This is a genomic window from Thermodesulfobacteriota bacterium, assembly GCA_030583865.1.
Taxonomy (GTDB): Bacteria; Desulfobacterota; GWC2-55-46; order GWC2-55-46; family GWC2-55-46; genus UBA5799.
This window is the reverse complement of sequence record CP129479.1, coordinates 1,546,434-1,565,369: the sequence shown is the minus strand read 5'-3', so window position 1 is coordinate 1,565,369 and position 18,936 is coordinate 1,546,434. Positions and strand designations below refer to the sequence as shown.

The window sequence follows — 18,936 nt, the reverse complement described above, 5'->3', positions numbered from 1 at the left end:
TTCCGCGTATCCGCGCGGTTTCTTTTCGTCTTTCAAAAACAACCCCGGGGCATAAGGCGGAGCGAACATTGGGTTGGGGGAGGGGCGTGCGAGGCGGGCAGCAGGAGCGAGGCCCCAAAGGGGCAGAGCGACATAAGGGCCGAGCCCGGAGGATGGAGGCGGAAAGTGCGCGGAGCCTTATCCCAAAAAGGGCGGCAGCGCGTTCAAGGGCATTTTGCGATTGTCTTTTGATAAAAGATTCCTGCCTGACATACCCGTTACTGATATCGGGTGCCTTTCAGGGCGTCAGCCCATTGGATTTTCTCCTCCATATGTGATATATACGGGGTAAGTACCTTTGCCTTTCACATCGCTTCGCGTGATATTTGCGGCCCAGGAAAGGAGGGTTTCATGTTTGAAGGGACATGGGGCGTTTGCTTGAGCCGCAAAAAAATACTCCTCATCTTTTCCGCGCTTATCCTGCTCATCCCTTTTTTCCAGGTTTCAGGTTCATTGGCTGGCGACGATATCCCGATAACCCTTGAGGCAATCGGCACGGCTTCCGTAGCCGGTCCCAATATCCCTGCAGCGAGGGACGGCGCGATAGCGGACGCGCTCCGAAAGGCGGTCGAGCAGGCCGTCGGAATGGTGGTCTCTTCCGAGACCGTGGTCGAAAGCTTCGAGGTGCTCCGCGATACCGTCTACACCAACGCCGCCGGGTACGTGAAGTCCTATGACGTCCTGGATGAATCGAGGTCCGGCAGCGTATACCAGGTCAGGGTCAGGGCCGTCGTCTCGACGGCAGGCCTCGAGGGCGACCTCGACGCAATGGGCCTTTTGCAGCGGAAGGCCGAGCGGCCAAGGGTGCTCTTCATGATTTCCGAGAAGATGCCGGGCGACAGGGGCTTTACCTCCTGGTGGCGGCCCGAGGCGTACATGGGGAGGGATGCCGGGGAACGCACGGTTGGTGCGGCTACCGCGGCCCTGATGGAGCTTTTCCTCCGCAAGGGCTTCAACGTGGTGGACATGGCCGGAAGCCCCGGGGCAATAACACCCGTTGACCCGTACTGGCCCTCTGACATTTCAGGCGAAAGCGCCAGGGAGGCTGCAGGCAAGGTAAACGCAGAGATCGTGGTCTTCGGTAAGGCCGTCGCAACGGAAGGACCGAGGACCGGGGGCACGGCAATGGTCACCTGGCTCGCCGACGTCACGGCCCAGGCCGTAAGGGTCGACGACGGCAGCCTCCTTGCCTCAGGAAAAGGGCACGCTACCTCAAGGCACATATCGGCTGATAAAGGCCCTATGGACGCGCTCTCAAGGGCCTCGGAAGAGCTTGCGGAGGGGCTGGCAAAGGACATCAGCTCGAAGTGGGTAGGCCCCGTCTCGTTCACAATCACGCTTAAAGGGGCCGATTACGCCAGGGCGATCGAGTTCAAGAGGCTTCTACGCACCGGCGCAAGGGGCGTGCTCGCCATTTACCAGCGGAGGTTCGATGGCAACGAGGCTTTCTTTGAAGTCGAATCCAGGGTGCCTGCCCAGGCGATCGCCGACGATATATCAAGGCTCAGGGGCTTCAGGGTAACGGGAGCGGCCCAGAACGCGATAGAGGTGGAGGCGTACGACTGAGACATTTATTCGACCCAAGATGGGCGCTTCTTCCGGTCCTCCTCCTCTTCCTGGCATCATGCGCCGCCCACGTCCCGAGATATCCGCCGAACCCGTCGACACCGGTCTACACGCTGGCCGTGCTACCGTTCTACAACGCTACTAACGACGTAGGCGGGCCGATGGCCATAAGGGAGGAGTTCCAGAGGAGGGCTGCGCGGATGCATTACATGCCCATGCCGCTAAAGGAGGTGGACTCGCTCCTCCTTAACCGGATGGGCATAACGCTCGGGAGCCAGCTCGAGCTCACCGACCCCCTGGCATTAGGCGAACTGCTCGGGGTGGACGCCCTTGTGTACGGCTACGTCCTCAACTTCGACAACGTGACCACCGGGGTGTACAACATGAAAAAGGTCAGGGCCGGGTTCAAGATGGTGGACGCCCGGACCGGAGAGGTGATATGGTCGAGGGGCCTGGGCGTAAAGAGCTTCATAGCCGGGAGCGAGGCGGGACTCGGGCTGACAATATTGAAGGAAGCCGTTGACGACGGCCTTGATTCGTATAGCGCCATAAAGGGGCTTGACGGGATAAGCGGCCTCGAAGACTGGCACGTGCTCATCGCGGGGGCCACGAAAAAAATAGAGGAGGCCGCGATACTGTCGTTCGGCGAGAAGCTCCTTACAAAGGCCTTTGGTGTGCACCTCTGGCTCGAGACGGACAGCATGATGAAAAGGGTAATGGCAAGGATGCCCTCCGGGCCCGGAAGGCCGGTAAGGCTTCAAGGCGGCAAGGACAACGAAGGAGGTAACCGGGAATGAAGGCAAGCGCAGCAAAGGTCGTTTTTCTGATATGCATTTTCATGGCGGGCGTTATGAGCGCCGGTTGTGGCGTAAAGACATCCGGGGTGGTCAAGGACGATATCACCCTTACCGGCCAGACCAAGAAGCTCGAGGAGGCCGGTGCGATGTACAAGGGGCCTGAGTATAACGTCGCCATACTCGAGTTCGACAACAAGACCCCTGCCAAGACCATCGGCGTGGGCGAGGCGGCTACCGATATCCTGAGGACCCTCGTGAAGCAGACCGGGCTCGAGCCCATAGTGCTTACAAAGGGCGAGATAGGCCAGCAGGAAAGGCTCATGGAGCTTGAGCAGACAGGGGCCCTTAAGAAGGGGATAAAGGACACGTCCGGGGGCTTCGACTCGGTGGATTTCAGGATAACAGGGTCGGTAACCTCCTACCATGAGATCGAGGAATCGATGGACACGCTCGTCGCCCAGCGTAAAAAGCACATAGCAAGGGTGCAGGTAGACTACGCCCTGGTGGACGTGGCTACCGGGAAGAGCCTTCTCGCCGAGTCCGGCATGGGCGAGTACTCGAAGACGACGGGCGGGGTATTCGGCCTCGGCGGCAAATCCACCGCCGACCCCGGCCTCCGCGACGGCGCATTGAGGGACGCGCTTTCCAAGGCCATGACCAAGATGGCCGAGAAGCTCAACCAGATGCCCTTCCAGGGCAGGGTGCTCCATGTGGACGGCCCGGAAATTACGATACGCGCGGGGACCAGGAGCCGCCTTGCCTCGGGCACCGTGTTCTCCGTCTACAGGCCCGGCGAGGACCTCGTTGACCCGGATACCGGCAGGGTCATAGGCAAGAGAGAGAAGCTCATAGGAGAGGTCGCGCTCGATTCGCACCAGGGCGAAAGGATATCGGTCGCCCGTACGACCGCCGGGAGTGGATTCAAGGCAGGGGACGTGATCAGGGTTAAACAATAGGAGGCCCGATGCGCTGGTTCGCTCTTTTCCTTGCAATGGCCGTTTTCGCCGTGTCCGGGTGCTCGAAACCCGAGATGAGGTGCACATCCCCCGAGGATAACCCCATGCACCATTATCTTGCCGGGATGGAGCTTCTGGAAAAGGGAAGGACGGACGCGGCCCTTGAGAAATTCAGCCGCGCATCCTGGTGCGACGAAAGGTACTCGCCAGCTCACTCAGGCGCCGCGATAGCGGCGGCAATCAAGGCGGGCACGCAGAAAGACGAGGAATACAGGCGGACGGACGTCAAGAGGATAAACGAGCGCCTCGAAAAGGCAAGGAAGCTTTCCTCCTCGCCCGATGATTCTTTCGCGGTCAGGCTCGCGGAGATGCGTGTAGCTATGGTACTCAAGGAGAAGGACTGGCTCAGGGAGGCGGAAAAGTCGCACAAGGCTGCAGCCGGGCTCAAGGTGGAGGAAAGGCAGGGGCTTCCATTCTACCGGGACAGGGAAGCGGCGGACTACTTCATGGGCGCCGCCTACCTCGAAGCGAGGGAGTTCCAGCCGGCGGGGGAGAGGTTCAAGCATGTCCTCGACTCCGGGAGCGACGGCAAGTGGCACGGCCCGGCTGACCAGGCCTGGAAAAGGACGGACAAGGTCGTAAGGGCCCTTTCCGGGGTGACCTTCGGCGATATCGGGAAGGAGATAGCGCTCAGGGATACCGTAAGCAGGGTCGAGATGGCGGCGCTCCTCATAGACGAGCTCAAGGTCGAAAAACTGTTTGAGGGGCGGATACCCGTAAAGGCGAAAGAGGCGGGGTTCATTCCCGCCGATATGCTGGGGAGCCCCTTGAAGGAGGAGGTCTCGATGCTCGTCCGGCTTGGTGTAAGGGGCCTTGAGCCCGTATACGACGAGACGACGAGGGCGTATCTCTTCAGGCCCGAAGAGCCCCTTAAAAGGAAGGAGCTGGCCCTGGCGCTCGAAGACATCGTCATAAAGCTTTCAGGTGACGAGAAGATCGCGACGGCGTTCCTCGGGCACCGCAATTCGCCGTTCCCGGACGTCGAGCCCTCATCGCCGTGGTATAACGCCATCATGAGCGTGACCACGCGGGGGCTCATGGAGACCGCGCTCTCAGGAGAGTTCAGGCCCGATGAGTACGTTGACGGCGCCGAGGCGATAATGGCGGTGAGGACTCTCAAGTACCGTCTCAACATGCATTAGCAGGTTGCTGAAAAAGCCCGATCTGCTGCGTCGTCTCAAAATTGTACACTCCGGCGTACAATAAAAGTACGCCTCATTCCTCATTTTTCGACTCCTTGCATCTTGAGCTTTTTGAGCAGCCTGAATGAGATTTTTTTTGTTCGGCAATCTATTAAAAGGGAGGGACGCATGAAGAAGCTTCTTTTGCTTTCCATTTGTTTCGGCCTGCTGGCTGCCATCCTGGCATCGCCTTCAGAGGCCAGGGCAACCGAAGCCGCCTTCCCTGAAGAGACAAACGGGGCCAGGGACGCCTTCGTCAAAGGCGTCCTGACCGTCAAGGGCGAGGGGGCCGCCCCTGAGGGAAGTTTCTCGCATGCCCAGAAGCGTCTCCTTGCCCTGAGGGCCGCAAAGATAGCCGCCTATCGCGAGATAACCGAGAGGCTCGACGGGGTGGCCATTTCAGGAGAGACGACTCTCTTCAACGCATCCGCCTCCTCGGACCAGGTGCGGACGTCAGTCCAGGGAATAATAACAGGCGCCGAGGTCGTAAAAGAGGTCTACGACCCTGAGACGGGCACCGGAGCGGTATATCTTGCGATTCGCATCCCGGACGCCTTGGGCGCCATTCTGCCGGTAATCTCGGGGACGATGCCGCAGCTTCCGGAATACCGCGGGATCGCCATAGCGCAGTCCGGCCCTGACGGGCTCATCATAGACGCGCGCGGCATCGGGTTCAAGCCTGCGCTCCTCAACAGGGTCGTGACCGCCGGGGGCGAGGTGGTCTACGACCCCTCGAGGCTTTCGCGCGAAATGGTTGCCCAAGGCGGCGCTCCGGGATATACGAGCGACCTGGAAAGGGCAAGAGAGCTTCTTTTTCAGAGGGGCTCGATGAACCCTATCGTGTTAAGGGCCGGCAGGGTATCGAAATCACCGACCGACCTGGAGCTTGGCGCGGCGGAAGCGAGCGTCGTCTTCGCCTCAAACCAGTCCGGGAGGTATCTGGAGGCCGCCCGGATAATATTCGTCCTCGACTGAATACCTAAAGCTCACCTGTGATTGCGCCGAAATGACAATATTGACTGTTTAAGTATGAAAAGGAGGTAGTTCGTGAAAAAACTGGCTGCGTTCTTTACGATGCTATTCATGCTTTTGGGTGCCGGTCCGGCTTTCGCGCTCGTTGACATCGAAGGGAGGTACTGGTTTTCCGACATCGACGGGAACATAAGGTTTGTGGACGGCGGCACAGGGACGAATATCGACCTTGTCGACGACCTCGGGGTAGACGACGAGAACTTCATCGACGCGCGTATAACGCTCGAGCTCGGGAGCCACAGGCTTCGGTACGGCTTCATGCCCCTTAAGTGGGAAGGGCGGAACACGATAACCAGGGACATAGAATTCGGGGATTCAATATTCTCGGTCAGTGATGTGGTCGACTCGGAACTCCGGGTCGATTACCACCGCCTGGGCTATCAGTACAATATCATCGACACCCTCGACAACCATCTGGGCGTCATATTCGAGTTGAAGTATTTCGACGGCAAGGCGTCGCTCAAAACGACCGGGGTGGACGAGACCGAGGACTTCAAGGCGCCCCTCCCGACAATCGGCCTGGCAGCACAGGCTGCCCTCCCGTTCCTCTTAAGCGTGGGCGGCGAGGTCACGGGCATCACGCTGGGGAGCGAGGCCTATCTTGTTGACGCGGAGGCTTCAATCAACTTCGAGCCTATCCCGTTCATGGTCATCTCCGGGGGCTACAGGTATTTCAGGCTGCACGCGGAGCACGACTCCGACCTCGCGGACCTGACGCTCAAGGGGCCGTTTGTGATGTTGAGGGCGGATTTTTAACAGTGCTGCTGAAAAAGTCCATCTGCGCCGAAGGCTATGTCGCTTGACACTCCCGGCGGACACGAAAAGTACGCCTTATTCCTCGCTTCCCTGTTCCAACGGGGGCCTCGCATCTGGAGCTTTTTGAGCAGCCTGAATAAAAACGGAGTTTTTCAGCAAGCTGTCAGATAGCATATGCACCTCTGAATCCAACCGGAATCTTTCTCGCTTCCGTTTGCAATCCCCTCCCTCTATCGGGGGAGGGGAGCCTTTCTTTTGAGCTGAAAAAATCATGGCCCGGATATCAAGCCGGGCAGCCATCCATTTCCCTCAGCCGCTGACTTGGGCAGGATGAAAGGCCTTCCTGGACCTTTTCAACCACGGCTTGGCCGGAATGAATCCGTCCAGGCACAAATTGCTCGACTTGGATAGTCTTCGCAAATTTGGCAATCCATCAGTTCATTGCCTGGCAGGGTGTGTTTCAATACCCTGCTATAATCCACGGGGTAGATCCATCTTTGCAGGACGATTCTCCGGAAGCTTTCAGAAACGGGCACTTATGTCAGTGTTCGTGGGCAAAAACCCTCTTGACTGCCGGGCATAATGGGTGTAAGTATTGCCCGGGGGCTTTACAAATCAAGCGCTTATGGCGAAAATGGATAATGAAGTACGAGAGCTCGTTTTAAGGACAAGATGAGGACCGGCCTTTTCAGGTTAGTATTGCTGCTTTTCATATCCTCATTTTCTTTTCAGGGCTGCGCGCTCAAGGCGCCTGGGGCTGGAGATGTGGAAACCAGGGGCCCGGCCCTGGCCGGCGGCAATTCGGACGCCTTGGACGGCCTTCGAAAAACCCTGGATGAGAAGAGGAAGGGGGGCGACAGGCAAGGGGAATTGTCCGCGCTCCTGGATATGGGCAAGGCCCTCGTCTCAGCCGGAAGGTATGTAGAGGCCGAAAAAACAACCGGACAGGCCGTGAGGCTTGGGAAGAAGCTCAATAACGAGAAGGGGCTTTCAGCAGCTTATGACTTGCAGGCCGAGGCCTGGCTTCTTTCCGGCAATCCGGAAAAGGCGCTAAGGGCATTGGATAAGGCCGGCAAGGGGTCCGGGGCAGGGCATGAGTCAGGCGCCAGGCTTAATTTGAGGGGGCTTGCGCTCATGGAAATCGGCAGGCACGAGGAAGCCTCCAGAGTCCTCATGTCCGCTCTCGATGCGAACCGGCGCTCGGGCGACAAGGCCGGCCTTGCAAGATCATACAGGGCGCTCGGGTCCACGGCCATGGCCGCGAAAAGCCCGGACGCGCTCACGTTCTTCATGGAGGCCTACAGGCTGGACAGGGAGGCGGGCGACATGGAAAACGTGGGATACGGCCTCGGCAAGATGGCCGAGATAAGCCTCGAAAAGGGAAGGCAGGAGGAGGCGGTCTTCCTCTTTGAGCGCTCATATGCCGCTTACAGGGAGGCAGGCTCGGAAGAGGGCGCGCTAAACGGGCTTGGAAGCCTCATCGAGGTGCTTCGCGCGCTCGGCCAGGACGAAAAGGCCCTATATTACTCGGGAGTCAAGGAGGATATTTTGAATAAAATGGAAGGCGGCAGGCGGGATAGATGAAGCCCCGCGTGCTTGCCGTTGACGACGACGAGCGGAACCTCGCGCTCCTTTCGGCCAAGCTCGAACGGGAGGGCTATGAGATCGAGACCGCCGGCAACGGCCTCGAGGCGCTCAAGAAGGTGACGACCTTTCACCCGGACCTCGTCATAATGGACGTAATGATGCCCCAGATGGACGGGTACGAGACGCTCAGGCACCTCAAATCGAGGGAGGAGACGAGGTACATCCCGGTCATCATGCTCACGGGCAGGGCCGAGGTCGAGGACAAGGTGCTCGGGTTCGAGGTCGGCGCCGAGGACTACATAAACAAGCCCTACAGCCTCCAGGAGGTGGCGGCCAGGGTCAAATCGCTCCTCAGGATGAGGGCCCTCCAGACCAAGCTCAGGGACACCGAAAAGGTCGCGGCCCTCGGCGAGATGGTAGACGGCATAGCCCACGAGATAAGGAACCCCCTTACTGCCATCGGCGGCATAGCCAGAAGGCTTTACGAGCACGAGACAGACCCCCAGCACAGGGAATACGCCCAGTGGATAATCAGGTCGGTCGAGCGGCTCGAGCGCATGCTCGGGAGGATAGACGAGTACAAGAGGATACTTGTCTCCACCCTCGTGAAAGGCAACATAAACAAGGTCGCCGGGGACGCGGCAAACGACATAAGGGAGTACATAGAGGGGCTCGGTAGAAAGATTGACGTGAAGGCCAGGCTCATGCCTGACCCCCCTCCCGTGAGCTACGATTACGGCAACATGAAGACCGCCATATTCAACGTCCTCCAGAACTCGGTAGAGGCTATAGAGGGGGAGGGGGCGATAACCGTCGAGACGGCACCGGCCCCGGACGAAGCAATCGCGATACGCGTGACCGACACCGGCGTGGGCATGACCAGGGAGGAGATAAGGAAGATATTCAACCCGTTCCAGTCGACCAAGTTCGAGGGCGCAGGGCTCGGCCTTACCATCACCTACCGCATCGTCCAGGACCACGGCGGAGAGATAGAGGTCGAGAGCGAGAAGGGCAGGGGCACGACCGTAACGATAAGGCTCCATCCGGCAAGATAGCACGCGAAAGCATCAGCCCGCCTCCGGCACCTTGAGCCGCCTTGCGTTTACCGCGACTATGACCGTGCTTAGCGACATGAGTACGGCCCCGAAAGCCGGGCTCAGGAGTATCCCGTATCCGTAGAGCACCCCGGCGGCTAGCGGTATCGCGAAGACGTTGTAGCCGGCAGCCCAGGCAAGGTTCTCGGCCATCTTCCTGTGGGTCGCCCTGGCAAGGCCGATGATCGAGACCGCGTCGAGAGGGTTGTTCCTTACGAGTATTATGCCCGCCGCCTCCACGGCCACGTCGGTCCCGGCGCCTATCGCTATCCCTACGTCGGCCTCCGCGAGGGCTGGCGCGTCGTTTACCCCGTCGCCTACCACGGCCACCTTGAGCCCCCTTGCCCGCACCTCCCTGACCTTTTCCGCCTTCTTCTCCGGCAGGACTTCCGGGAAGTACTCCTCGATGCCGAGCTCCCTCGCGACCGCCCCCGCTGCGTTCCTGTTGTCCCCGGTCAGCATCACGGGCGTTATCCCCATTTCCTTGAGCCGCCTTACGGCCTCCATCGACTCGGGCCGTATCCTGTCTGCAAGCGCAATGGCCCCGACCGCTTTCCCTTCCGAGACCACGAAGACGACCGTTTTTCCCTCGCCCGTAAGCCTCTCGTACGCGCCCGAGTCGAACGCAATGCCGTTCTCCCTCATGTAGCCGGGGCTTACTACCTTGACGTCGCGGCCCCGGACAGTCCCCTCTGCGCCCTTTCCCGGAAGCGACCTGAAGCCTTCCACAGGCAGCCGCTCCTCTACGGAACCGGCTATGGCCCTGGCTATGGGGTGCGAGGAGTTTGCCTCGATTGAGGCGGCGAGGAGGAGCGCTTCTTTTCCGTCCCTGCCGCCGAAGCCGGCGGTGTCGGTCACTCCGAACCTGCCTTCCGTGAGCGTGCCGGTCTTGTCGAATATGATCGTCTGTATGCGCCTTGCCTCCTCGAAGGAGATGCGGTCGCGTATGAGAAGCCCCTTCCCGGCGGAGAGCGCGGTCGAGACCGCCACCACGAGCGGCACGGCAAGGCCGAGCGCGTGCGGGCATGATATGACCATGACCGTCACCATGCGCTCTATGGCGAACGCGGACTCCTGGCCGGATACGGCCCACCAGGCGAGGAAGGTAGCGGCGCCCGCGACTATGGCTACGAAGGTGAGCCATCTGGCGGCCCTGTTCGCCAGGTCCTGGCTCCTCGATCTGCTCTCCTCAGCCGCCCTTACGAGCCCCATTATATCGGAGAGGTACGATTCGCCCCCGCTCTTGTCGACGCTTACGGTGAGCGAGCCCTCGGCGTTTATGGAGCCGCCTATGACCTTGTCACCCGGGGCCTTTTCCACGGGCACTGATTCTCCGGTCAGCATGGATTCATCGACCGAGCTCTCCCCCTCGGTTATCGTCCCGTCCGCCGGGACCTTTTCCCCGGGCCTTACCATCACCCGGTCGCCGGGCCTGATCTCCTCTATCGGGGTGTCCTCCACGCTCCCGCCGGCGCCTACCCTGTGGGCGACCGACGGCATGAGCCGCGCGAGCGCGTCAAGCGCGCTTGAGGCCCCCAGGAGCGATCTCATCTGAATCCAGTGGCCGAGGAGCATGATATCCACGAGGGTGGCGAGCTCCCAGAAGAGCGCCGCTCCCTCGAAGCCGAACGCCACGGCGGCGCTGTAGAGAAAGGCTACGGTTATCGCGAGCGCGATAAGGGTCATCATCCCCGGGTTCCTGGCCCGGAGTTCCTCAAAGCTTGACCTTATGAAAGGGGTGCCGCCGTACAAGTAAATCGCGGTCGAAAAGGCGAGAAGGAGAAGCGTGTCGCCAGGAAACCTGAAGACAAGCCCTGTCCACTCCTGGAGCATGGGAGAGAGCATGAGGACCGGGAACGTGAGGATTGTGCAGACGATGAAGCGCCTCCGGTAGTCGGCGGTCATTCCGGCATGGCTCTCCGTGCCCGCCCTCTCCGGCGGCATCATTTTTTTTCCGTGCCCGGCATGGACGTGTTCGTGCATCCGCCGCACCTCCTTTTTCTGAGGATAGCAGTTTTTAAGCCGGTTGGGCGGCGTTTTAGCAGGCTGCTGAAAAAGTCCATCTGCTTAGAAGGCTAAGTCGCTGGCTACGAAGGCGTACACGAAAAGTACGCCTCATTCCTCGCTTCCCTGTTCCAGCGGGGCCTCGCATCCGGAGCTTTTTGAGCAGCCTGAATAAAAACGGAGTTTTTCAGCAAGCTGTTAAGTTGATTGACCGGAAAGCTGGATATGTCAGATTCTCAGGATTGTGTCGTGAAGGAACTTCTCATCCCTTTCGGGGTGGTCGAGGTTGTAGTGGAGCCCCCTGGATTCCTTTCTCGTGAGGGCCGACCTTATGATGAGCTCAGCGACCGTTGCGATGTTCCTGAGCTCTACAAGGTTATTGGTGATTGTGAAATCCCAGTAGTACTGGTTTATCTCGTTCTTAAGGAGCTCTATCCTCCTCTCGGCCCTCTCAAGCCGCCTGTCGGAGCGCACTATGCCCACATAGTTCCACATGAACCGACGTATCTCGTCCCAGTTCTGGGTGATTACGACCGCCTCTTCGCTCACGACTGCCTCTCCGGTCTGCCAGCGCGGTATGGAGGGCAGGCTTTTGCGTTCGGTCATTACGAGTTTCCGCGCGTCGTCCGCCGCCCTGTGCGCGAAGACCAGGGCCTCGAGGAGCGAGTTGGAGGCCAGGCGGTTGGCCCCGTGAAGGCCCGTGCAGGCGGCCTCTCCTATTGCGTATAGCCTTGTTATGCTGCTCCTCCCGAAGCCGTCGGTCCTTACACCGCCGCAGGTGTAATGGGCCGCCGGGACGACCGGCAGCGGCTCCCTGGTCATGTCGAAGCCGAATTCGAGGCACTTCCTGTAAATGTTCGGGAAACGCTCTCTTACGAACTCCGGCTGCCTGAAGCTTATGTCGAGGTAGACGCAGTCGTCGCCGCTCTTTTTAAGCTCGTAGTCTATGGCCCTGGCGACTATGTCCCTGGGGGCAAGGTCCGCCATCGGGTGGTGCTTCTTCATGAACGGGGTCCCGTCCTTTAGAAGGAGAACCCCGCCCTCGCCGCGGACCGCCTCGGATATGAGGAAGCTCTTGGCCCTGGGGTGGTAGAGGCAGGTCGGGTGGAACTGGACGAACTCCATGTTCGCTATCTCGGCCCCGGCCCTGTAGCCCATTGCTATTCCGTCGCCCGTGGCGACGTCAGGGTTGCTCGTGTAGAGATAGACCTTCCCGGCCCCGCCGGTCGCGAGTATCGTGGCGCCCGCGAGGAAAGTCGATATTTCGCCGGTATCCTTGTCGAGGACATACGCGCCCCAGACCGTCTCCCCGGGGGCAGGGCCTACGAACTTGGTATGGCAGATGAGGTCTATCGCGATGTGGTTCTCGTGGACCGAGATACGCGGGTGTGACCTTACGGCGGAGACAAGGGCCTCCTCGACCGCCCTGCCGGTCAGGTCCTCGGCGTGGACTATCCTCCTCTTCGAGTGGCCGCCCTCTTTCCCGAGGTCCAGCTCGCTCCCGTTCCCCTTCCTGCTCGAGAACTTCACGCCGAGCTGGATTAGCTCCTGTATCCTTGCCGGGCCGTCCCTCACGACCATCTCGACTATTTCGCTTTTGCAGAGCCCGGCCCCGGCGTCCTGCGTGTCTTTCACGTGCGCGTCGAAGGTGTCCTCGGCGCTCAGGACCGATGCTATCCCGCCCTGGGCATAGTAGGTAGCCGACTCGCTCATGTCCCTTTTGGTTACGATGGCGACGCTCCCGGCCTCGGCAGCCTTAAGGGCGAACGCGAGGCCGGCGATGCCGGTGCCTATGACCAGAAAATCGGATTTTAACTCCAAGAAGACAGCTCCTTTTTTGGGAAAATGCCCGTGCCCCAGGGGAGGGCCGGGCCGCGCGGGCCTAAAAAAATACTAAACCTTTCCGCGCCTTCCAGCGATATTGATACAGAGATGATTCCCAGATTAAGGCAAGACCGGTTTTTTGTCAAATTCAAATGAGAGCGTCCGGCCGCTATAAAAAATCTTGCCCTTTTGAGACCTGCATTGTAGACTGTTCAGGGCGGAATATACCCCTTCCGGCGAGCGTAACGACCAGCCCGGGCGCGGAATACTCAATGCATTTCGGCATCCGGAACGAGTAAGACCCTTATGAAGCTACGACATTACGTCATCCTGTCGGCCGTCCTGGCCTTCGGCTCGCCAGTTGCGGCGCTGGCCGATTTTTATCAGTATACGGACGAGAACGGGGTCGTCCACATCACCAACGTGCCGACCACGGCGAAGTACAAGTGGATGATGAAGGAGAGGGTCCCTTCAGTGCTCTCGCCCTCCAATCCGGCGTTCAAGAACCTCTCTGCGGGCAGGTTCGAGGAGATGATAAGGAGCACCGCCGAGAAGTACGGAGTGGACCCGATGCTCGTAAAGGCCATAGTAAAGGCCGAGTCCGACTTCGACCCGGCAGCGGTATCGAAAAAAGGGGCGACCGGCCTCATGCAGCTGATGCCGGCGACCGCGTCTCGGATGGGCGTAAGGAACATACACGACCCGGTCGAGAACGTCGAGGGCGGGATAAAGTACCTTTCGAAGCTCCTTCAGATGTTCAAGTGGCAGGTGCCGCTCGCGGTCGCCGCGTACAACGCCGGCGAGAACGCGGTCTTGAAGTACGGCACGATACCGCCTTACTCGGAGACGCAGACCTACGTCAAAAGGGTGCTCCATTACCATGACCTCTACAGTTCCGGGTCGCGGTAGACGGGGCTCGGCATGGGCGCGGAGCGGCATGGGGGCTTGAACCTACCGAACAGCATATCTCTCGTAAGGGTCGCGGCTGCCCCGGTCCTCGTCCTTATGCTCCTTTCCCCTGGCAAGGGCATGAGCCTGGCGGCAGCGGCCTTTTTCACTCTCGTCTGCCTCACGGACTGGCTGGACGGGTATATCGCCCGGAAACGGGGCATAATAACCTCGCTCGGCAAGTTCCTGGACCCGCTCGCTGACAAGCTCCTCATAACGACCGCCTTCATAATGCTCATACCGCTCGGCAGGGTCCCGGCCTGGGTCGTCGCGCTAATGATAGGGCGGGAGATGGCGGTAACGGGCCTCCGGGCCGTCGCCGCCGACTCTGGCATAGTCATCGCGGCGAGCCGCCTCGGAAAATGGAAGACCATGGCCCAGATCGTCGCCCTCGTCCCGCTCATCATCCATTATCCCTATTTCGGATTGGACCTCCACATCGCCGGCTTGGGCCTCCTTGTCATAGCCTTCGTGCTTACGATGTGGTCGGGTATCGATTATTTCATGGCTTTCTTCAGGTCCGGGCGCTCCGCCGGAAATTGACAAGCGGCCCCGAGGCCGATAGAATTCCAACAGACGAAGTCATCCACGCTTATCCCATCGCCCCCGCTCTATCCCTGGCTTTCAAAAAAAAAAAGACGCAGCGGCCACTATCAGGACGTTGAAAAAGTCCTGTCAGGGTTTTTTTTCGACACCCTGATAGAGTTTCTGAACGGACCGGCCACTATCCTATGCGCATCAGTCTTTCAAGGCGGTTCACATTTTACATCGGCGGCATTCTTCTCGCCGGAATTTCAGCCTTCCATCACATGGAGAAAAGGTCCCATTCCGCCCTTATCGAGGAGATGGGAGCTGGAGAGGCGAGGAAGTTATCCGCAGCCGTTTTCGATCAGCTGCACACGTCCATGAAGCTCGGCGGCGGAAATGACGAAAATGCGGCCGTCCTCGAAAGGTTCAGGCGCATCCCCGGCATCGAGGAGATACGGGTAATGCGAACTGCCGGGGCGGCAAACGAAACCCGTGGTGCAGTGGAAGGAGGGTACGGCAGGGCCGCGGAAGGCGCGCCGGTTGACGAGCTCGACAGGCTTGCACTTGCTGGCACTGCCTCTGAGCATATCGGGATATCCGGGGAGGGGTACAGGCTGGCCCGGCACGTGACGCCTGTTCTTGTAACAGGCGAATGCGTGGCCTGCCATGAAGGCTGGCAGGCCGGGACCGTAACAGGGGCGGTCTCGGTAACCGTATCGCTCAGGGACCATGAGCGGGTGATAGAATCGCACAGGGACGCCATAATGATCTGGGGCGGCGCGATATTCCTGGCAGCGACGCTTGGCGTCTTCGCCCTCGTAAGAAAACGCATCCTCGTCCCGCTTGCGAAGCTCAGGGAGGGGGCTGAGGCCATATCTAACGGCAGGCTGGACTTCAGGGCGGGTTTGAAGACCGGGGACGAGGTCGAGCAGGTCGCCGAGGCCTTCGACCGCATGGCCGGGACCCTGATCAAGGCGACGGCCGACTTGAGGGACATGGGTGAGAAGTACTCGAAACTCGTGAGCACCGCCGCGGACACCATAGTGCTGCGCGACCTGGAGGCTGGGCAGTACACGGACGCGAACCCGGCGGCCTCTGCGCTCCTCGGGTATGCGAAAGAGGAGATACTGGGCATGTCGCCACGGGACCTCTTCCAGCCCGGGGACCTGCGGCTTTACCTGGGCTCCGATTGCGCCGGTGACGGCAAGGGCGTCGGGCCCCTGAAAGAGCTCCTCGTAAGGCGCAAGGACGGCGCGCTTGTCCCTGTCGAGGTCGCGGCCTCTCTCCTCGAACTGAACGGAAGGCGGTACATACAGGAGATATGGAGGGACATATCGAAAAGGAAATCGCTCGAGGAGACCATAAAGAGGCACGTCCTTGAGCTTGAGGAGACGGTGCGGAGGCGCACCTCCGAGCTCGACCGCTCCCTCGAGGAGCTTAAGGACGCATACGCCAGGCTCAAGAGCTCGGAGCAGAAGTTCATACAGTCCGCCAAGCTCATAAGCCTGGGCGAGATGGGAGCTGGAATAGCCCACGAGCTCAACAGCCCCCTTGCGGGCATACTCAGCATAACCGAGGTCCTGATGAAGCGGACCGGGAAGGACGACCCGAAGTACTTCCTGCTTGAGAAGATACGGGACGCTGCCGTGCGCTCCAAATACATCATAATGGACGTACTCACCTATTCGAGGCCTTCGAGGGCCGATTATGCCCCCATGTTCCTCAACGAGGCCATACGCGCAACACTCACCATCTTCATATCCGAGATAAAGACGAGGTCCATAGAGATAATCGAGGACTTCGACCCGACGCTCCCGAAGGTGTTCGGCAACAAGGGGCAGGTCATGGAGGTCGTGCTGAACATACTCAAGAACGCGAGGGACGCGATGGGCGGCAAGGGCGCCATATTCATATCTACCAGGAGATTCGAGGCCGACGGAAAAGCTTACTCGCTGGCCGAGTTCAGGGATACTGGCCCCGGCGTGCCCGCGGAAATGAAGGACAAGGTCTTTGACCCGTTTTTCACGACCAAGGAGAAGGGCGGTGGGAATAATATCGGCCTGGGCCTTTCCATCTCACAGAGCATATTGAAGGAGCATGGCGGGTGGATAGAAGTGGACAACCACCCCTCCGGAGGCGCTGTTTTCAGGGTCTATCTCGCTGTTTTCATCGAAAAAACAGCAGGATAGCCGCGCGCAGGGCGGAAGTTCATGCGCCCCCTGGCAAGCCCGCAAGAAAATCGAAAAGGGGTTTCAAGGTATTTAGCTCAGTGCCGATATATAAGGAGGATCTTTCATGGACTGCAGGTCGAAAAAGGTCCTCGTGGTAGACGACGAGGAGACTGTCGGCATAGGGATGTCCGAAATGCTCAAGGACGCCGGGTTTGACGCAAGATATGTGACCAGCGCCCCGCAAGCCCTGGATGAGATTAAAAACGCTGAGTATTCGCTGGTTTTCCTGGACATGGTAATGCCGGGCATGAACGGTCTCGATGCCTTCAGGGAGATCAAAAAGCTCAGGCCCGGGACCAGGGTGGTGCTCTTTACCGGGTATTTCAAGGACGCGGACAAGGCCATCTTCGAAGGAGTAAAGGAAGGCATGATAGACGTTTACATAAGAAAGCCCTTTTTTTCCGATGAGATAGTAAGTACCGCCATGAAGTACGCATGATATTTTCGTAAAGGTGCGCCCTGACACTGCGCTTCCTTGACATCGCATTTCTAATCTACTAACATAGGGTGACAATTTTTGTCACCAGCTATCGGGGACGATGACAGACAGAATAGGCGAGCTCTTATTAAGAGAAAGGCTCATAACGCCGGACCAGCTCAACAAGGCGATAGACGAGCAGAAAAAGGGCGGCGGGAGGCTCGGCTATAACCTCTCGAAGCTCGGTTTCATATCCGAAAAGGACCTGACCTCGTTTCTGAGCAGGCAGTACGGGATACCCACCATAGACCTTTCCACGCAGGAGGTCGACCACGAGGTAATAAAGCTCATCCCCGAGGACGTGGCCAGGAAGTACCAGGTCATACCGATCAGCAGGACCGGCTCGACCCTGGTGGTCGCAATGGCCGACCCTTCGAACATCTTCGCCATCGACGACATAAAGTTCCTGACCGGCTACAACGTGGAGCCGCTACTTGCCTCCGACGCCGCCATAAAGGGAGCGATCGAGAAGTATTACGAGACCCCCGAGATGGGGCTCGACGGCGTACTCACCGAGTTCGACGAGAGCGAGATGGAGGTCGTGAGGGAAGAGGAGGAGGTCGACCTCTCGGACCTGAAAAAGGCCGTGGAGGACGCCCCTGTCGTCAAGCTCGTGAACCTCATACTGACCGACGCCATAAAGAGGGGCGCGAGCGACATCCACATCGAGCCCTATGAGAAGCACTTCCGCGTAAGGTACAGGGTAGACGGGGTCCTCCAGGAGATGATGAAGCCCCCGATGAAGCTCAAGAACGCGATAGTGTCGAGGCTCAAGATTATCAGCAACCTCGACATAGCCGAGAGGAGGCTCCCGCAGGACGGCAGGATAAAGCTAAAGCTCTCCAAGAGCAAGGAGATGGACTACAGGGTCTCGGTGCTACCGACCCTTTTCGGCGAGAAGGTCTGCTTGAGGCTCCTCGACAAGAGCAACCTCCAGCTCGACATGACCAAGCTGGGCTTCGAGGAGAAGGCCTTGAAGGACTTCATGGGCGCCATACACAAGCCCTGGGGCATAGTGCTCGTCACCGGCCCGACCGGCAGCGGAAAGACGACCACCCTTTACTCGGCCCTCTCCGAGCTCAACAAGGTGAGCGAGAACATCTCGACAGCCGAGGACCCGGTCGAATTCAACCTCATGGGCATAAACCAGGTGCAGATGCACGAGGACATAGGCCTGAATTTCGCCGCCGCCCTCAGGAGCTTTTTGAGGCAGGACCCCGACATCATAATGGTCGGAGAGATAAGGGACTACGAGACCGCGGAGATAGCGGTGAAGGCGGCCCTGACGGGCCACCTGGTCCTCTCTACGCTCCACACGAACGACGCGCCCTCGACGGTCAACAGGCTCCTCAACATGGGCATAGAGCCGTTCCTGGTCTCGTCCGCGAGCAACCTCATACTCGCACAGAGGCTCGCGAGGAAGATCTGCAAGGACTGCAAGGAGAAGGTGCAGATAACGGAGAAGGTGCTCCTGGACCTCGGCGCGTCGCCGGAGGAGACGAAGCGGATGGAGGTCTCAAAGGGCAAAGGCTGCGCCACGTGCGGCGGCACGGGGTATAAGGGCAGGATCGCCCTCTACGAGGTCATGCCATTTACCGAAGGCATAAAAGACATGGTGCTTAACGGCGCCTCTTCCGCGGAGCTAAAGAGGACGGCCATTAAGGAAGGGATGAAGTCGCTCCGCATGAGCGGCGTGACCAAGGTCGCCGAGGGCGTCACGACCATAGAAGAGGTCTTAAGGGTGACGATGGCGGACTGACGCCTGGTCATACCGGCGGTGTAACTTTTGTCCTTACGCGAAAAAGCGCCTGATTATAGAATTTCACGGGAAAGACGGCAGCGCTTCTGTTAGCTG

At 59.2% G+C, this 18,936-nt stretch carries 15 protein-coding genes; 13 read left to right on the top strand and 2 right to left on the bottom strand.

The features are described 5' to 3' along the window. Positions 1-390 precede the first annotated feature (390 nt). From QY316_07370 to QY316_07335, 8 genes are all read left to right on the top strand, one after another. Entirely contained in the window at positions 391-1,605 is a 1,215-nt protein-coding gene (locus QY316_07370) for a flagellar assembly protein T N-terminal domain-containing protein (GenBank protein WKZ31740.1), read from the top strand. Between the two features lie 119 nt (positions 1,606-1,724). Then, complete coding sequence (locus QY316_07365) at positions 1,725-2,402, top strand: DUF799 family lipoprotein (protein ID WKZ31739.1); 678 nt, start codon at positions 1,725-1,727, stop codon at positions 2,400-2,402. Then, the gene (locus QY316_07360; GenBank protein ID WKZ31738.1) at positions 2,399-3,358 is read left to right on the top strand and encodes a CsgG/HfaB family protein; all 960 of its coding nucleotides are present in this window, start codon (positions 2,399-2,401) and stop codon (positions 3,356-3,358) included. The genes QY316_07365 and QY316_07360 overlap by 4 nt, the downstream gene beginning before the upstream one ends. Before the next feature lie 8 nt (positions 3,359-3,366). Further along, a complete protein-coding gene (locus tag QY316_07355; GenBank protein ID WKZ31737.1) occupies positions 3,367-4,560 on the top strand; it encodes an S-layer homology domain-containing protein in 1,194 nt (397 codons plus the stop codon). Positions 4,561-4,728: 168 nt separating this feature from the next. Next, positions 4,729-5,574, top strand: a complete 846-nt coding sequence (locus tag QY316_07350; GenBank protein ID WKZ31736.1) for a hypothetical protein — start codon at positions 4,729-4,731, stop codon at positions 5,572-5,574. Positions 5,575-5,646: 72 nt separating this feature from the next. Further along, a complete protein-coding gene (locus tag QY316_07345) occupies positions 5,647-6,387 on the top strand; it encodes a hypothetical protein (GenBank protein WKZ31735.1) in 741 nt (246 codons plus the stop codon). A 765-nt stretch (positions 6,388-7,152) separates the two neighbouring features. Beyond that, complete coding sequence (locus QY316_07340; GenBank protein WKZ31734.1) at positions 7,153-7,971, top strand: tetratricopeptide repeat protein; 819 nt, start codon at positions 7,153-7,155, stop codon at positions 7,969-7,971. After that, positions 7,968-9,029, top strand: coding sequence for a response regulator (locus tag QY316_07335; protein ID WKZ31733.1), 1,062 nt, complete (start codon positions 7,968-7,970; stop codon positions 9,027-9,029). The genes QY316_07340 and QY316_07335 overlap by 4 nt, the downstream gene beginning before the upstream one ends. Positions 9,030-9,041: 12 nt before the next feature. Here QY316_07335 and QY316_07330 read toward each other — a convergent pair whose 3' ends face one another. Next, positions 9,042-10,973, bottom strand: a complete 1,932-nt coding sequence (locus tag QY316_07330; GenBank protein ID WKZ34096.1) for a copper-translocating P-type ATPase — start codon at positions 10,971-10,973, stop codon at positions 9,042-9,044. A 327-nt stretch (positions 10,974-11,300) separates the two neighbouring features. Beyond that, positions 11,301-12,893, bottom strand: coding sequence for an L-aspartate oxidase (gene nadB, locus QY316_07325; GenBank protein ID WKZ31732.1), 1,593 nt, complete (start codon positions 12,891-12,893; stop codon positions 11,301-11,303). Between the two features lie 309 nt (positions 12,894-13,202). On the opposite strand from nadB, the gene QY316_07320 reads away from it, so the two are divergent. From QY316_07320 to pilB, 5 genes are all read left to right on the top strand, one after another. Continuing rightward, a complete protein-coding gene (locus QY316_07320; protein ID WKZ31731.1) occupies positions 13,203-13,805 on the top strand; it encodes a lytic transglycosylase domain-containing protein in 603 nt (200 codons plus the stop codon). 12 nt (positions 13,806-13,817) lie between these two features. After that, complete coding sequence (pgsA, locus tag QY316_07315) at positions 13,818-14,387, top strand: CDP-diacylglycerol--glycerol-3-phosphate 3-phosphatidyltransferase (protein WKZ31730.1); 570 nt, start codon at positions 13,818-13,820, stop codon at positions 14,385-14,387. A gap of 188 nt (positions 14,388-14,575) precedes the next feature. After that, a complete protein-coding gene (locus QY316_07310) occupies positions 14,576-16,561 on the top strand; it encodes a PAS domain S-box protein (GenBank protein WKZ31729.1) in 1,986 nt (661 codons plus the stop codon). A 106-nt stretch (positions 16,562-16,667) separates the two neighbouring features. Further along, positions 16,668-17,042 carry a response regulator gene (locus QY316_07305; protein WKZ31728.1) on the top strand — a complete coding sequence of 125 codons (375 nt, stop codon included), beginning with the start codon at positions 16,668-16,670 and terminating at the stop codon, positions 17,040-17,042. 100 nt (positions 17,043-17,142) lie between these two features. Continuing rightward, positions 17,143-18,840, top strand: coding sequence for a type IV-A pilus assembly ATPase PilB (gene pilB / locus QY316_07300; GenBank protein WKZ31727.1), 1,698 nt, complete (start codon positions 17,143-17,145; stop codon positions 18,838-18,840). Positions 18,841-18,936 lie beyond the last annotated feature (96 nt).

Bases quoted from the DNA above. Each gene is read 5' to 3' on its own strand.
- QY316_07370 (WKZ31740.1), top strand. From the start codon at position 391: ATGTTTGAAGGGACATGGGGCGTTTGCTTGAGCCGCAAAAAAATACTC.
- QY316_07360 (WKZ31738.1), top strand. From the start codon at position 2,399: ATGAAGGCAAGCGCAGCAAAGGTCGTTTTTCTGATATGCATTTTCATG.
- QY316_07355 (WKZ31737.1), top strand. From the start codon at position 3,367: ATGCGCTGGTTCGCTCTTTTCCTTGCAATGGCCGTTTTCGCCGTGTCC.
- QY316_07350 (WKZ31736.1), top strand. From the start codon at position 4,729: ATGAAGAAGCTTCTTTTGCTTTCCATTTGTTTCGGCCTGCTGGCTGCC.
- QY316_07335 (WKZ31733.1), top strand. From the start codon at position 7,968: ATGAAGCCCCGCGTGCTTGCCGTTGACGACGACGAGCGGAACCTCGCG.
- QY316_07330 (WKZ34096.1), bottom strand. From the start codon at position 10,973: ATGACCGCCGACTACCGGAGGCGCTTCATCGTCTGCACAATCCTCACG.
- QY316_07320 (WKZ31731.1), top strand. From the start codon at position 13,203: ATGAAGCTACGACATTACGTCATCCTGTCGGCCGTCCTGGCCTTCGGC.
- pgsA (WKZ31730.1), top strand. From the start codon at position 13,818: ATGGGCGCGGAGCGGCATGGGGGCTTGAACCTACCGAACAGCATATCT.
- QY316_07310 (WKZ31729.1), top strand. From the start codon at position 14,576: ATGCGCATCAGTCTTTCAAGGCGGTTCACATTTTACATCGGCGGCATT.
- QY316_07305 (WKZ31728.1), top strand. From the start codon at position 16,668: ATGGACTGCAGGTCGAAAAAGGTCCTCGTGGTAGACGACGAGGAGACT.
- pilB (WKZ31727.1), top strand. From the start codon at position 17,143: ATGACAGACAGAATAGGCGAGCTCTTATTAAGAGAAAGGCTCATAACG.